The 13,521-nt window shown below is 72.6% G+C and carries 14 protein-coding genes; 6 read left to right on the top strand and 8 right to left on the bottom strand.

Features of this window, described 5'->3' with window-relative positions:
• Positions 1–15 precede the first annotated feature (15 nt).
• Positions 16–3,330 carry an AfsR/SARP family transcriptional regulator gene (locus ACIQMJ_RS27525; RefSeq protein WP_499763883.1) on the bottom strand — a complete coding sequence of 1,105 codons (3,315 nt, stop codon included), beginning with the start codon at positions 3,328–3,330 and terminating at the stop codon, positions 16–18.
• A 266-nt stretch (positions 3,331–3,596) separates the two neighbouring features.
• Between ACIQMJ_RS27525 and ACIQMJ_RS27520 the strand changes: the two genes are divergently transcribed.
• Complete coding sequence (locus ACIQMJ_RS27520) at positions 3,597–5,018, top strand: hypothetical protein (RefSeq protein ID WP_499763882.1); 1,422 nt, start codon at positions 3,597–3,599, stop codon at positions 5,016–5,018.
• A gap of 716 nt (positions 5,019–5,734) precedes the next feature.
• Complete coding sequence (locus tag ACIQMJ_RS27515; RefSeq protein WP_499763881.1) at positions 5,735–7,255, top strand: C40 family peptidase; 1,521 nt, start codon at positions 5,735–5,737, stop codon at positions 7,253–7,255.
• A gap of 78 nt (positions 7,256–7,333) precedes the next feature.
• On the opposite strand, the gene ACIQMJ_RS27510 is transcribed toward ACIQMJ_RS27515, so the two are convergent.
• The 5 genes from ACIQMJ_RS27510 to ACIQMJ_RS27490 form a co-directional block, all read right to left on the bottom strand.
• Positions 7,334–7,603: a hypothetical protein gene (locus ACIQMJ_RS27510; RefSeq protein ID WP_499763880.1), complete on the bottom strand. Its 270-nt coding sequence runs from the start codon at positions 7,601–7,603 to the stop codon at positions 7,334–7,336.
• A 339-nt stretch (positions 7,604–7,942) separates the two neighbouring features.
• A complete protein-coding gene (locus ACIQMJ_RS27505; protein WP_499763879.1) occupies positions 7,943–8,659 on the bottom strand; it encodes a spermine/spermidine synthase domain-containing protein in 717 nt (238 codons plus the stop codon).
• Positions 8,660–8,668: 9 nt separating this feature from the next.
• Positions 8,669–9,082, bottom strand: coding sequence for an arsenate-mycothiol transferase ArsC (locus ACIQMJ_RS27500; protein WP_499763878.1), 414 nt, complete (start codon positions 9,080–9,082; stop codon positions 8,669–8,671).
• Positions 9,079–9,789, bottom strand: coding sequence for an aquaporin (locus tag ACIQMJ_RS27495; RefSeq protein WP_499763877.1), 711 nt, complete (start codon positions 9,787–9,789; stop codon positions 9,079–9,081). Before ACIQMJ_RS27495 ends, ACIQMJ_RS27500 begins: the two co-directional genes overlap by 4 nt.
• A 14-nt stretch (positions 9,790–9,803) precedes the next feature.
• Entirely contained in the window at positions 9,804–10,481 is a 678-nt protein-coding gene (locus ACIQMJ_RS27490; protein ID WP_499763876.1) for an arsenate reductase/protein-tyrosine-phosphatase family protein, read from the bottom strand.
• A 97-nt stretch (positions 10,482–10,578) separates the two neighbouring features.
• Here ACIQMJ_RS27490 and ACIQMJ_RS27485 point away from each other — a divergent pair, with 97 nt between their 5' ends.
• From ACIQMJ_RS27485 to ACIQMJ_RS27475, 3 genes are all read left to right on the top strand, one after another.
• On the top strand, positions 10,579–11,268 hold the full coding sequence (locus tag ACIQMJ_RS27485) for a TetR/AcrR family transcriptional regulator (RefSeq protein WP_499763875.1): 690 nt from the start codon (positions 10,579–10,581) through the stop codon (positions 11,266–11,268).
• 121 nt (positions 11,269–11,389) lie between these two features.
• Positions 11,390–11,548 carry a hypothetical protein gene (locus tag ACIQMJ_RS27480; protein WP_499763874.1) on the top strand — a complete coding sequence of 53 codons (159 nt, stop codon included), beginning with the start codon at positions 11,390–11,392 and terminating at the stop codon, positions 11,546–11,548.
• A gap of 134 nt (positions 11,549–11,682) precedes the next feature.
• The gene (locus ACIQMJ_RS27475) at positions 11,683–12,243 is read left to right on the top strand and encodes an EF-hand domain-containing protein (RefSeq protein WP_499763873.1); all 561 of its coding nucleotides are present in this window, start codon (positions 11,683–11,685) and stop codon (positions 12,241–12,243) included.
• Positions 12,244–12,247: 4 nt separating this feature from the next.
• Here ACIQMJ_RS27475 and ACIQMJ_RS27470 read toward each other — a convergent pair whose 3' ends face one another.
• Together ACIQMJ_RS27470 and ACIQMJ_RS27465 are read right to left on the bottom strand one after the other, a co-directional pair.
• Positions 12,248–12,670 carry an SRPBCC family protein gene (locus tag ACIQMJ_RS27470; protein WP_499763872.1) on the bottom strand — a complete coding sequence of 141 codons (423 nt, stop codon included), beginning with the start codon at positions 12,668–12,670 and terminating at the stop codon, positions 12,248–12,250.
• Entirely contained in the window at positions 12,667–12,885 is a 219-nt protein-coding gene (locus ACIQMJ_RS27465; protein ID WP_499763871.1) for a hypothetical protein, read from the bottom strand. The genes ACIQMJ_RS27470 and ACIQMJ_RS27465 overlap by 4 nt, the downstream gene beginning before the upstream one ends.
• A 268-nt stretch (positions 12,886–13,153) precedes the next feature.
• Here ACIQMJ_RS27465 and ACIQMJ_RS27460 point away from each other — a divergent pair, with 268 nt between their 5' ends.
• Positions 13,154–13,477 carry a hypothetical protein gene (locus ACIQMJ_RS27460; protein WP_499763870.1) on the top strand — a complete coding sequence of 108 codons (324 nt, stop codon included), beginning with the start codon at positions 13,154–13,156 and terminating at the stop codon, positions 13,475–13,477.
• The last annotated feature ends 44 nt before the right edge of the window (positions 13,478–13,521 follow it).

Here is a 13,521-nt window from a genome sequence, read left to right as displayed (position 1 = left end):
GGTGCGGTCCTCTCGTCAGGGGGCGGTCCGCTGCACACCCTCCGGGAGGTTGTTGACGTCTGGTTGACGCCGTGATGACTCCACCCGGTGGAGCAGCAACGCCAGCTCGGTGACCTCCTCGACGCCGATCCGCCGCATCAGGCCGAGGGCGGCCCGCCACAGCGCCGCGGCCTCCTCCGGTCGCCGGGCCAGCGAACCGAGCAGGCGCAACGCCTGCGCCTGGCCGAACGGGTCACCGATCTCCCGGTGCAGCCGCAGCGCCTCCTCGGCCAGCTCGCGGGCGGCGTCGTGGTGGCGCAGGTCCAGTTCCAGCAGCGACGCCTCCACCAGGGCCTGCGCCTCCCGCAGCCGGAAACCGGACTCCCGGGCGAGCGCCAGCGCCGCCTGCAACTCGAACAGCCCCATGTCGGCCTGCCCGGCGGCGCGCAGCTCCCGGCCCAGCCCGATCCGGGCCGTGATCTGCCCCTGCGCGTACCCGGCGTGCGCGCAGAGCACCAACGCCTCGTGGTGCCTGCGCCGGGCGGTGGCCCGGTCGCCCGAGCGCAGCGCCGTCGAGCCGAGCGTGTTCAACGCGTCCGCCTCGTAGCGCATGTTCCCGGTCCGCCGGGCCAGCTCCAGCGCCTGCGTGCCGCACTCGACCGCCTCGTCGTAGCGCCCGGCCTCCCGGTGCGTGGCAGCCAGGTTCTGCAGCACCTCCGCCTCGTCGTGCCGGGCGTGCAGGCGTCGGTACGTCTCCAGGGCGGCCGTGTGGTGCGCCAGGGCCTCCTTCAACCTGCCCTGCCGCAGCCGCACCCCGCCGAGGTTGTTGCGCGCTGTCGCGCCCGTGTGCGCCAGGTCGAGCCTCTCGCACAACGTGAGCGCCAGTCGGAGGTGCTCCTCGGCGCGGTCCAGCTCGCCGCGTTCGAGGTGCATGAAGCCGAGGTTCACCAGCGTGGCGGCCTCGGTGCGCCGTTGGCCCAGTTCCCGGCACAGCTCCAGGGCCCGCGAGGTGTGCTCCACGGCCTTGTCGACCTCGCCCAGCTCCAGGCGCACGATGCCGAGGTTGCTGAGCACCACGGCCTCACCCGTCCGGGACCCGACGGCCCGGTGGCCTTCCAGCGCCGCGTCGAGGTCGTGCATCGCCGAGTCGTAGTCACCGCGGCTCCAGTGCAGCATCCCGCGGCTGTTGCGCAGGAACGGCACCACGTCGCGCTGCCCGTGCCCGTGCGCGGCGGCCAGCGCGATCTCGGTGACGGCGAGCAGGTCGGCGTCCAGGCGGCGGGAGTACAGGTATCCGCGCACCGCGTCGGCCAGGTGCCAGCACAGCTCGGGCTCGGCCGTCGCGGCGTGCTCGATGGCGGCCACCAGGTTGGCGTGCTCGGCCGCGAACCAGGCCGCGGCCTCGGCGCCGTTGCCCAGGTAGGGCACCACGGGCTCGCTGCTCGGCGCGGGGCGGGGCAGCCTGCTCAACGTCGGGTTGAGCAGCTCCGCCGCCGCGTCCGCGGTGTGCAGGCAGTGCTCCAGCCAGCGGCGCAGCGCGGCCCTCCGCTCCGGCTCGGGCTCCTCCTCGGCGGCGCGCGTGCGCGCGTACAGCCGCAGCAGGTCGTGGAACTGGTAGCGGCGGGGCGCGTGCTGCTGCACCAGGCTCGCCGCGGCCAGGGCCTCCAGCAGCCGCGTGGCCGTGCCGAACGGCACCCCGAGCAGCGCGGCGGCGGCGGGCGCGGTGAAGTCCGCGCCCGGCAGCAGGCCGAGCCGGCGGAACAGCACCCGCGCCTGCGCCGTCAACGCCGCGTAGGACGCGCTGAACGCGCTGCGCACCGCGGCGCTGTCGTCGCCCTCCACGGCCAGGGCCGCCAACCGGTCGTCCTGCCGCAGCTCGGCGACGTAGTCGGCGATGTCGGGCCGCGGGCGGGCGGACAGGTTGGCCGCGGCGATCCGCAACGCCAGCGGCAGCCGCGCGCACAGCCCGGCCAGCAGCCCGCTCGCCGCCGGCTGCGCCGCGACCGCGTCCGGGCCGAGGATCGCGACCAGCAGGTCCCGGGCCTCGTCCTCGGTCAGCACGTCGAGCGACAGCCGGCGGGCGCCCTGCAACGCGGTGAGGCCGCGCAGCTCGCTGCGGCTGGTCACCAGCGCCGCGCAGGCCGCGTCGGCGGGCAGCAGCGGCCGCACCTGGTCGGCGTCCGCCGCGTTGTCCAGCACCACGAGCATCCGCCGACCGCTCAGCATCGCCCGGTAGTGGGACTCCAGCTCGTCCTGCGCCAACGGCACCTGCTCGGCGGGCATGCCGAGCACCCGCACGAAGTAGCCCAGCGCCTGTGCCACCGACGCGGGGCGGGTGTTGGAGTACCCGTGCAGGTTGACGTGCAGGACGCCGTCGGGGAACTCGGCGTTCAACCGGTGCGCCAGGTGGATCGCCAACGCCGACTTGCCCACCCCCGGCGGCCCGGACAGCACCACGATCGGTGCCGCCGACCCGCCGGTGGCGCGCAACCGGTCCTCGGCCTCGCGGATCAGCTCGTCCCGGCCGACGAAGTCGCCGATGTCCGGCGGCACGGCGGGCCGCACGCGCACCACCCGGCCCGCCGGCGCGGCCAGTGCCGGGTCCTCCTTGAGGATCGCCTCCTGGAGGGCGCGCACCTCCTCGCCGGGCCGCAAGCCCAGCTCCTCGACCAGCGTGCGGTCGAGTTCCTGGTAGACGTGCAGCGCGTCGGCCTGCCGGTTGCACCGGTGCAGCGCCAGCATGAGCTGCGCCCAGAACCGCTCCTGGAACGGGTGCTCGGCGGTCAGCGCGGTCAGCTCGCCGACCAGCTCCTCGTGCCTGCCCAGCGCGAGGTCGGCGTCGACGCGGTGCGCCAGCGCGCGCAGCCGCTGCTCGGTCAGGGCGGGTGCGACGTCGCGGTGCAGGGACTCCGAGGGCACGTCGACCAGCGCCGGTCCCCGCCACAGCGCCAGCGCGCGGTGCAGGAGTTCGGCGCGGTCCTCCGGCCGGGTGGCGACGCCCGCCTCCTTGGTGAGCGCGGTGAACCGGCCGACGTCGACCTGCTCGGGCGTGACGTCCAGGAGGTACCCGCCGGGGCAGGTGCGCACCACCGCGCCGTCGCCGAGGGCCTGCCGCAGCCGCATCACGTACGCCTGGCAGGTGCTGCGGGCCCGGTCGGGTGGTTCGTCGCCCCACAACGCCGTGACCAGCGCGTCCACCGGCACGACCGTGCCCGGGCGCACCAGCAGCGCGGCCAGGACCACGCGGTGCTTGGCCGCGGACAGCGTGACCGCGGTCCCGTCCCGTCGCGCGATCATCGGCCCCAGCACACCGAACTCCCACATCGCCGCCGCCCCACCCTGATACGCCATTCGGAGTAGTCGAATGGTACGGGTGCCGTCGACCGGGTTTCCGGTTCCGCGTCATCGCGCCGTCACTGAAAGTCAACGAGCCGTCATCACCACTTGCGACGGTTCCCCCGACATCGCGGAAGAGGGGGAACACCATGTCGCGCACTTCGCGCACTTCGCGCACTTCGCGCACTCGAACGGGCCTCTCGCTGGTCGTGGCGGCACTGGCGCTGGTCGGGACGGCGGTTCCGGCGGCTGCGGCGCGCGACCGCCCCACGGGTGGGCGGATGGCCGTGCTCCAGGGGGACCGGTTGTACGCCAACGAGGGGGACATAGCGGCGCCGTGGGTGCTGCAAGAGGAAGGGGTCGAGGGCTACGACCTGTTCGGCGACCGGATCGGCGTGGTCAAGGGCGGCGCGCTGCTGGTCAAGGAGGGGGACCTGGAACCGGGCTGGCACACCGTGAATCCGGACTCGGTGACCGGGTTCCAGTTGGAGGACAACCGGATCGGCTACCTCGACCACGGCGAGCTGTGGGTGGCCGAGGGCGCGTTGGACGCCGAGCCGGTGCTCCAGGAGCGGGACGTGAAGGAGTTCCAGCTCCACGGTGACCGGATCGGAGTGCTCAAGAACGACGGCTCGCTGCTGGTGAAAGAGGGCGACCTGGGGCCGGGCTGGGAGGTGATCAACCCCGATTCGGTGACGGATTTCCAACTGTCGGGTGACCGCATCGCCTTCGCGGAGGGTCCTGAGCTGTGGGTCAAGGAAGGCGACCTGAGCGCGGACCCGGTGTTCCAGGAGCGGGACGTGCGGAAGTTCCAACTCTCGGGTGACCGGATCGGGGTGCTGAAAGCCGACGGGTCGCTGCTGGTGAAGGGCGGCGACCTGGAGCCGGGCTGGTTCACCGTGAACCCGGACTCGGTGACGGACTTCCAGCTCGACTACGACCGCATCGCGTTCACCGAGGGCGGCTCGCTGTGGGCGAAGGAGGGGCCGCTCGACGCCGAGCTGGTGCACCAGGAGGACGGCGTGTCCGCGTTCCTGCTCGCCGGCGACCGGGTCGCGGCGGTGAAGGGCGGCGCCCTGCTGGTCAAGGCGGGCGACCTGGGCCCGGGCTGGCACACCGCCGCACCCGCCGACGTCACCGGTTTCCGGCTCGTGCTGCCGCCGCGCGGCTCCGGGCTGGTGTCGTTGGCGGACCTGAAGGCGATCTTCGGCTACCTCGGCGACGAGCGCCTGATCGAGGAGGGGCTGCCCAAGCTGAACGAGGAGATGCGCGAAGGCCGCATCGACAACCCCGCGCGCATCGCCGCGTTCGTCGCCACCCTGCGCCGGGAGAGCGGGTTCCGCTACAACGCCCAGGAAGCGGGCAACCCGAGCAACTACCGCGGTCGCGGCTACATCCAGCTCACCGGCGTCGCCAACTACCGCGGCGCGGGCGACCACCTGGGCCACGACTTCGTCAGCGCACCGGACGACGTCGCCACTCTGGCCTGGAGCGCCCCGGTCGCCCGCTACTACTGGACCGTCGCCCGGCCGAACACCAACGACTACGCCGACGCCCTGGACATGGGCGGCGTCAGCAAGAACATCGGCTACGCCAACCCGGCCCAGGAAGACCCACGCCGCTGCGCCGACTTCAAGGAAGCCCTGCGCCACTTCAACGGCGGCGAACTCCCCCCAACCCGAATCAACTGCAACCGCCGTTGACCGGTGACACCACGACAACCCACTGCGCCCTTGCCGAACGGCCCCGACCTACTCCCCGCCACGTGCGAGGCGCCCGTCCTGGGCCCACCCCCCACCGCCCGCCGGTGCCGGGCCGCAAGCAACACAACCGGGCCACCGCGTCCGATGCCCGGTCTCCGGTCACGGCCCTGCCCTGCGCCGCCACTGCCCGCACGGACAGGCCGACCTCGACGCGTTGGGGCGTCGGCTGGGTTCGGATTTCGTTCGGCGGGGCTGGGGCGGGGCGCGAGCATCGCTGCGTTCCAGCCACCGCGTTCCGTGCGTGGTCTCGATGGCGGGTCGGGGGCAACGCAGCGTTCCGGCCGGCGCACAGCTGTTTCGGACTCGGCGGAAGGGCTTGGTTGGCGGCGCTCGGATGGACGAGGCCACGTTGTCGCCTAGGTGGGAGGCGTTCGGTGTCGCCGAGTCCGAGGAACTCGTCCGCAGGTCCCGAGGAGCGGACGACGCAGTGGTCCGGTCGGCCCACCTGATGTTCGGTCTTCGCGGGGATGTCGCGGTGGTGGGGGGAGTTGGTTGGCGACAGGGCTTGGTGGGCGGTGTAGGCGCGGCCCGTCGTGGCCGGTGTTGGGGCTTGCCGGTGGTGCCGAGGGCGCGGGCAAGTCGTCGTGGATGTAGGTAGCCCCGGTGAAGGGATGCGGAATAGCGGTCCGTTGGGTTGAAACACAAGGGAGGACTACATGTTCAACGCAGTGGTGAGGTTGTTGCTCGCGGCTGTCGTCGTGATCGGGGTCGCGCCGAGTGCGCAAGCCGGGCGGGCGACGCGGGCCGCGCCGGATTGTGGTGTGCTCGCCGGCGGTGGGGCGGTTGAGGCGGAGCGGGCCGTGGTGGAGGCTTGCGGGTTGGTTGGCACGCCCTATTCGTGGGGTGGCGGGCACGGCCCGGAGCCGGGGATCACCTACGGCATCTGCGATCCGGACCACGGGGCACCCAACGACTGCAACGTGCGGGGCCTCGACTGCTCCGGGTTCGTCCGGCTCGCGTACGCGTTGGCGGTGGGGGAGGACATCATCAACGGGACCACGCGGATCCAGTGGCAGAGTTCGCGGGCGGTCGAGAGGTTCTCGCGGGAGGACGGGTTGGGGCCGCTCGTGCCGGGCGACCTGCTGTTCTACGGTGCGACGGCGGGCCGGATCCACCACGTCTCGCTGTACCTCGGTGACGGGTGGATCGTGGAGGCACCGCAGTCCGGGCAACTGGTGAAGGTCTCCGAGCACTCCCGGCACCGCGACTACTTCGGTGCGCTGAGGCTGTTCCCCGGCGGCACCGGTAGTGGGCCGACGCCTGGCGCGGACCGGGTCGGGTACGTCGACCACGGCGAGCTGTGGGTGGCCGAGGGCGAGCTGGGGTCGGACCCCGTGTTGCAGGAGGGTGGTGTCCGGCAATTCCGGATGTCCGGCAACCGGATCGCCGTGCTGAACGACCAGGGGGCGTTGCTGGCGAAGGAAGGTGACCTGGGGCCCGGCTGGGAGGTGGTGAACCCGGACTCGGTGACGGACTTCGAGCTGTCGGGCGATCGGATCGGCTACCTGGACCACGGTGAGCTGTGGGTCAGGCAAGGCGGTCTGGACGCCGAGCCGGTGTTGCAGGAAGCCGACGTGCGCGAGTTCCACCTGCACGGCGACCGGATCGGTGTGCTCAAGCAGGACGGCACGCTGCTGGTGAAGGAGGGCGACCTCGGGCCGGGGTGGGTCACCGTCGAGACCGGCGTGACGGACTTCCAGCTCTTCGGCGCGCGGATCGGTGCGCTGAAGAACGGCGAGCTGCTGGTGAAGGACGAGGAGCTGACCTCGCCCTGGGTGTCGCAGGAGCACGGCGTGACCCGGTTCCAGCTGTCCGGCGACCGCATCGCCGCCCTCGTCGGTGAGGCGCTGCTGGTGAAGGAAGGTGACCTCGGTCCCGGCTGGGAAACCGTGGCCGCCGATTCCGCGGTCGACTTCCAGCTCGACACCGATCGGATCGCCGTGCTGCGGAAATCCGGCGAACTGGTCGTCAAAGAGGGCGACCTGACTGCGTCCTGGGTTTCCCAGGAAATGGGTGTCGGTGCTTTTCAGCTCGACGGTGTGCGCATCGCGGTGCTGCGGGACGGCGGGTTGCTCGTCAAGCACGGCGACCTCGGCCCGGGGTGGCTGACGGTCAACCCGGATTCGGTGACGGCATTCCAGATCGGCGCGGACCTGAACATCCCGACACGTGCGTGACGATCCGCCTCGCCGATGAGGCGATAACGGGATGTGCCCCGGTCGCGGCAGCGACCGGGGCACACCGTCGGGTTGTGGTCAGCAGATCTGGATGCCCGGCGTCTGGAAGCGCCGCTGGCCGCGCACGTCCATCCAGCCGACGATGTCCTGGCCGCAGTGCAACGTCTGATTCGACCAGTTCTCGCCCTTGGCCTCGTCGGGGTAGATCTCGACCTCGGTCGCCGCCGGGTGCGACACACCCGCGTGGTCGTAGCCGAAGCGCACCCAGATCGACGCGCCCGACGTCTTGGCGTACGCGACGCCGACGTCCCGGCCCTCGACTCCCAGGCACAGCAGACCGCTGTCCAACTGGTTGCACCTCACCCCCGATTCCCGGGGTGAGGCCGAAGCCGGTGTCACCACCACTCCGACGCTGAGCGCGGCGGCGACCAACAAAGCTGGCACAGACTTCTTCACGGTGAAACCCCCAGTGTCGATTCCTGACGGAGTGTCGATTCGTGCGGATCGGGCGTTTATCCGATCCGGTTACCACGGTATGTTCCGGGGGTATTGGTGTCGATTACACGATGGTGTGATGAGAGGGGAGGGATGGTCGGTATCCGGCGATGTCGAACATTGTTCGCACCAATGCGCCCGCGCGGACGAAAAGGCATTGACGGCGGGCACCGCCCTGGGCCGGGCGGGAGTTCACCCGGCCGTCCGGGCCAAGTAGACGGTGGCGGTCGCCTCGCGCTGTTGCAGCGGGTTGGGGAAGCGCACGACTTCCGCGCCGGCCCGGTCGAACGAGTCGGTGAGCGCGGCGGTGTAGTCGTCGTCCGGCGGTTCGTTGGACCACAGGGCGAACACGCCGCCGGGGTGCAGCCGGTCGGCCAGCCGACGCAGGCCCTCGGGCTCGTAGAAGTCGGCGTTGCCGGGGTGCAGCAGGTGGCGGGGCGAGTGGTCGATGTCGACGATGATCGCGTGGAACCGGCGTCCGGGCTGGTCCGGGTCGAGCCCGTCGGCCGACCGCGCGAGGGCGAAGAAGTCCTCGTGCAGCAGGCGGCAGCGCGGGTCGCCGGCCAGCTCCCGGCCGCCCGGCAGCAGCCCGTCGCGGTGCCACTCGATGACCTCGCCGAGCGCGTCGACGACGAGCATGGAGCGCACGGTCGGGTGCTCCAGCACGGTCCGGGCGGTGTAGCCGAGGCCGAGGCCGCCCACGACGACGTCCAGCGGCCCGGGCAGGTCGGCGAGGGCCAGCCGCGCCAGCTCCACTTCGGACACCGTGAACAGGCTCGACATCAGGAACTCGTCGTTCAGCTTGATCTCGTGGACCTCGCGGTCGAACACGGGGTCCCACCGGCGGCGCAGGACGAGTTCGCCCAGCGGTGTCCGACGCCAGTCGAGTTCCTGGAAGCGTGCGCTCATCCGGACAATCTACGCGGGTGCCCCGTCGAGCAGTTCGGCGAGCAGGGCGCGGACGCGGCGGTCGATGTCGTCGCGGATGGGGCGGACCGCGTCGACGCCTTGGCCGGCCGGGTCGTCGAGCTCCCAGTCGAGGTAGCGCTTGCCGGGGAAGACGGGGCACGTGTCGCCGCAGCCCATGGTGATGACGACGTCGGAGGCTTCGACGTCGTCGGTGGTGAGCTTGGACGGCACCTCGGCGGTGATGTCCAGGCCGAGCTCGGCCAACGCCTCGGCGGCGGCCGGGTTGACCCGGTCGGCGGGCGCGGAGCCGGCCGAGCGGACCGTGACGCGGCCCAGCGCGTAGTGCTCCAGCAACGCGGCGGCCATCTGCGAGCGGCCGGCGTTGTGGACGCAGACGAACAGGACTTCAGGCTTGCGGTTCAACGGACTCGCCCTTCGGTGACGGGTGCGGTGCGGTCGGCGGTGGTCGGGGTGGGGTAGAGCAGGCGCAGCAGCGGGATGGCCACCGCGACGCCGACGAGCTGGGCCAGCACGTAGACCGGCGCGGACGCGGGCGCGATCCCGGCGAACGTGTCGCTGAACACCCGCCCCGCGGTGATGGCGGGGTTGGCGAAGCTGGTGGAGCTGGTGAAGAAGTACGCCGCGCCGATGTACGCGCCCACGGCGGCCGGTGCGAGGGCGGCCCGGCCCGACCGCGCCAGCGAGAAGACGACCAGGAGCAGGCCGGCCGTGGCCACGACCTCGGAGACGGCGTGGGCGGAGGTCGCGCGGTCGGTGGTGCTGATGCTGACCGGGGCGGCTTCGAACATCACGTTGGCCAGCACCGCGCCGGTGACGCAGCCGAGCACCTGGACGAGCGCGTAGGCGGGGACGTCGCGCCAGGCCAGCCCGCCGAACACCGCGTCGGTGACGGACACGGCGGGGTTGAAGTGGGCGCCGCTGACCGGGCCGAAGACCAGGATGAGGGCGTAGAGGCCGACGGCGGTGGCCGCGGCGTTCTCCAGCAGTTGCAGGCCGACGTCGCCGGGGGACAGTCGTTGCGCGGCGATGCCGGAACCGATCACCAGGGCGGCGAGCAGCAGGCTGCCGAGGTACTCGGCGACCAGCCGGTGGGGCAGCGGGCGGGGCATGCGGGATTCCCTCTTCAGGCGGGGTGGACGGCGGGCGCGAGGCGTTCGACGCGGTCGGCGAGGTCGCGGTAGGCGGCGTCGAACGCGTCCGGCGTGCCGACCGCGGCCGGGTCGGGCACGGACCAGTGCAGCCGGTCGTCGTGGTGGTCGAGCTCCTCGTGGGCGTTGTCGCACACCGCCACCACCAGGTCGTCCGCTCGCAGCACGTCGTCGAGGTGGTGGGGGCGGGCGTGGGCCAGGGAGAGCCCGTGGGTGCGGGCGGTGGCGACGGCCAACGGGTGCACGCGCTCGGCGGGCCGGGTGCCCGCGCTCGCGGCGGGCACCTCGCTGCGCCGCTGCCACAGGGCGGCGGCGAGCTGCGACCGGGCCGAGTTGTGGCTGCACACGAACACGACGCGGGGAGCCTGCCGCAGCCCGCTGGGCACGAGGTCGGCGAGCGCGGCGGTGCGCAGGCGCAGGTAGGTGCGCCGGTGGTCGCCCTCGGACCGCGACCTCTCCACGATCCCCGCCTGCTCCAGCAGCTTCACGTGGTGCGCGAGCAGGTTGCTGGGCAGCCCGAGCGCGCGACCGACCTCGCCGGGGGAGGCGTCGCCGAGCACGAGCAGGTCGACCACCGCGAGCCGGGCGGGCTCGCCGAGGGCCGCGTGCACGCGCGCCCGCGCCAGCGTGTCCGGAGACCAGTCAGTACTCATTGACTCAATCATGCTTGAGCTGTCTTCCCGGGTCAACTCGACCGCCCGGTCCGCTCGCCGCCGCGATCACGGCCGGTGGTCTGGATACGCTGCCGGGATGGCGGAAGGCGGTCGGCGGGTCGTGGGTGTGGACGGCAGGGTGGCCCGGTGGGCAGGCCACCGGGAGAAGCGCCGCGCCGAGGTCGTGACCGCCGCCCTGGCGGCGATCGTCGAGCACGGCCCGTGGGTGTCCACCGAGCGGATCGCGGACCGGGCGGGCGTGTCCCGGCCGCAGCTGTACCGGCACTTCGCCGACGCCGACGACCTGCACGACGCGGTCGCGCACCGGGTCGCGGAGCTGTTCGCCGCCGCGGTCCTGCCCGCGCTGACCCGGCCGACCGGCAGCCCCCGCCGGATCATCGGCCGGGTCGTGGGGACCTTCGTGGCGTGGATGGTCGACAACGCCTCGTTGTACGACTACATGGTGGTGCGCGCGGTGGGGCTCGCTTCCGGTCGTGGGCGGGCGGCCGACCTGCGCGTGCAGGTCGCCGACCGGCTGCGCGAGCTGCTCGGCGGGTACGTGCGGCTGCTCGGCGGGGACCCGGAGCCCGCGGACCTGGCGGCCTTCGGGGTGGCGGGGATGGTGGAGTCGGCGACCGTGCGGTGGTTGGCCGTGCCCGGCGCGCTCGACCAGGCGGGGCTCGTGCGGCGGCTGACGTCCGCGGTGTGGGCGCTGCTCGACGACGTGCTGCGGGAGGTCGGCGTCGAGCTCGACCCGGACGTGCCGCTGCCCGAGCTGCCCGGGTGAGGCGCGGTGCACGCCGGGCGACACGCCGTCGCTCTGCGTGGCCGACACCCGGGTCGGGTGATACGTTGCTGTACCTGTTACACCAGTGTCCGGATACCCGGTGCGTCCACTGTGGAGCGTGGTGACCGATCTCAAGCCGTGGCAACGCCAACTGCCCGACGAGGACCGGGAGGAGTTCCTGTACCGCTTGACGCACTCGTGCTACCGCTGCGGCCACCAGGAGGGCGACCTCGACGCGTTGGCGGACCACGAGGACCGGTGCGCCGGCGCCGGGAACTGACCGCCGATCGGTGGACACCGCGTGACCACCCGATCGAGTTGTCCGGGAACCCGTTCGGACGTTGTCCGGGCGCGTCCGTCCGGCCCATCCTGTGTGCCGTCCGCGTCACCCGACCATGTGCGTACGGAGGGTTCGTGCCGGTCAACGACCTGCTCAAGGCAAAGATCAACCGCGGCTTCGCTCACCTGGACGTCGACGGCGACGGGCTGCTCACCGAGCAGGACCACGTCCTGATGGGCCGGCGGGCGGCCGAAGCCCTCGGGCACGCGCCCGGTTCGCCGGAGGAGCAGCGCATCGTCGAGGCGTACCTGCGGATCTGGCACGACCTGCACCTGCCGCACCTCCCCGACGGCGACACGGCCATCTCCCGCGAGCGGTTCCTGGAGTCCACCGGCTCGCTCGCCGACGACCCGCAGGCCGCGCGGGCCAGCGTCGGCGCACTCGCCGAGGCGTTCCTGGGCATCGCCGACATCGACGCGGACGGGCGCGTGAGCCCGGAGGAGTACCTCGTCTTCCAGCGCGGGCACTTCCCCGGCCTGACCGAGGCCGAGGCCGCCGAGGCGTTCGAGCACCTCGACGGCGACGGGGACGGCCACCTCACGTCGGAGGAGTTCATCACCGCGTGCGTGCAGTTCTGGTCCAGCTCCGACCCCGAGTCGCCGGGCAACTGGTGGATGGGCCGACCGGTGGCGTGAGCCGTCAGCCCACCGCGCCGGTGAACCGGGGCGGGGCGGCGCGTTCGGCGCGGACGGTGGTGACCAGCGCGTCGAGCGCGGCGGCGAGCCAGTCGTCCAGGCGGGGCGCGGGGAAGCCGGCGGGGCCGGTCAACCGGACGGTGACGGCGCTGCGCCCCGGTCCGAGGCGCAGGACCCGCAGCGCGCCGTAGCAGGTGGTCGCCGACCGGCCGCCCCAGTCGATGCGCAGCTTGTCCCAGTCGACCGCGATGCGGCGCTCGACCACGTCCTCGCCGAGCCACAGCCGGACCAGGTCGGGGCCGTACCGCTCCACCTCGACGCCCGCGGGCAGCCAGGCGGACAGGTGCTCCAGGTCGGTGACGACGTCGAACACCGCTTCGGCGTCCGCCGGCACCGACGTCGTCCGCTCCGCGGCCACCGCGCTCACGACCGCGCCGGGATCAGGGCGTCGAGCCGGTGCCTGGCCAGGTGGTGCAGCATCTCGGCGAGCGCTTCGGGCTGGATGCGGCCTTCCAGGTCGTGCCGCGCTTCGGCGACGGCCCGGGACACGACCTTTGTGGACAGACGTCCGCCGAAGTGCGCTGCCAGTGCCGCGGCGGTCGTACGGCACAGCGGGTCCTGCGTGGGGGTGTCTGCGGCCACGGCTGCTCCCGTTCTTCTCGGTTCGCCGTCCATCCTGCGGGAATCCGCAGGTGGTCGACCTGACAAGTACCTGACGAATCGTCACGTCCCGATCGCAAGCTGACCGCAAGGTGCACCGGGGCCGTTCCGGGCGAGAGTGGTGCGGGCGTTCGGGAGCACCGTTCCCGCGCACGACCAGGCGTCGGCCGCACCGTCGCGGCCGACGCCTGCCCTCCCGTCCGCCGGGGAAGGCCGGTTCCGGCAGCGTGGCCGTGGCCGGGTCGGACTCGTGTCCGCACCGCGCCGGCTGACCCCGGAGGTCATCGTCGACCACGAACCGGACCACCCGTTCCGCGTCGCCGGCGCCGGACCGCCCCGCCCGCCGCGGCGTCACGCGGTCTCCGCCTGGCTGAGCTCGGCGGCCTTCCTGCTCGGCCTGTGGCTGGTCGTGTCACCGTTCGCGCTCGGCTACGGCGTCGTCGGGGCGTGGTTCACCGGGCACGGCAACGAGGTGGTCACCGGGGTGGCGGTCGGCTGCGCCGTGGCCGCGCTCGGTGGCACGATCGCCCTGCTCGTCCGTCCACAGAGGACTGCTGGTTCGCACGACCGGTGAGCCGAGGGGCTCGGAGCCGTCAAGATCGCGTCAAGGGACGTGGA

Origin of the sequence: Actinosynnema sp. NPDC091369 (assembly GCF_044757065.1) — a bacterium.
Taxonomy (GTDB): domain Bacteria; phylum Actinomycetota; class Actinomycetes; order Mycobacteriales; family Pseudonocardiaceae; genus Actinosynnema.
Note: the sequence above shows the minus strand (reverse complement) of the source record. Positions and strands in the feature narration are given on the sequence as shown.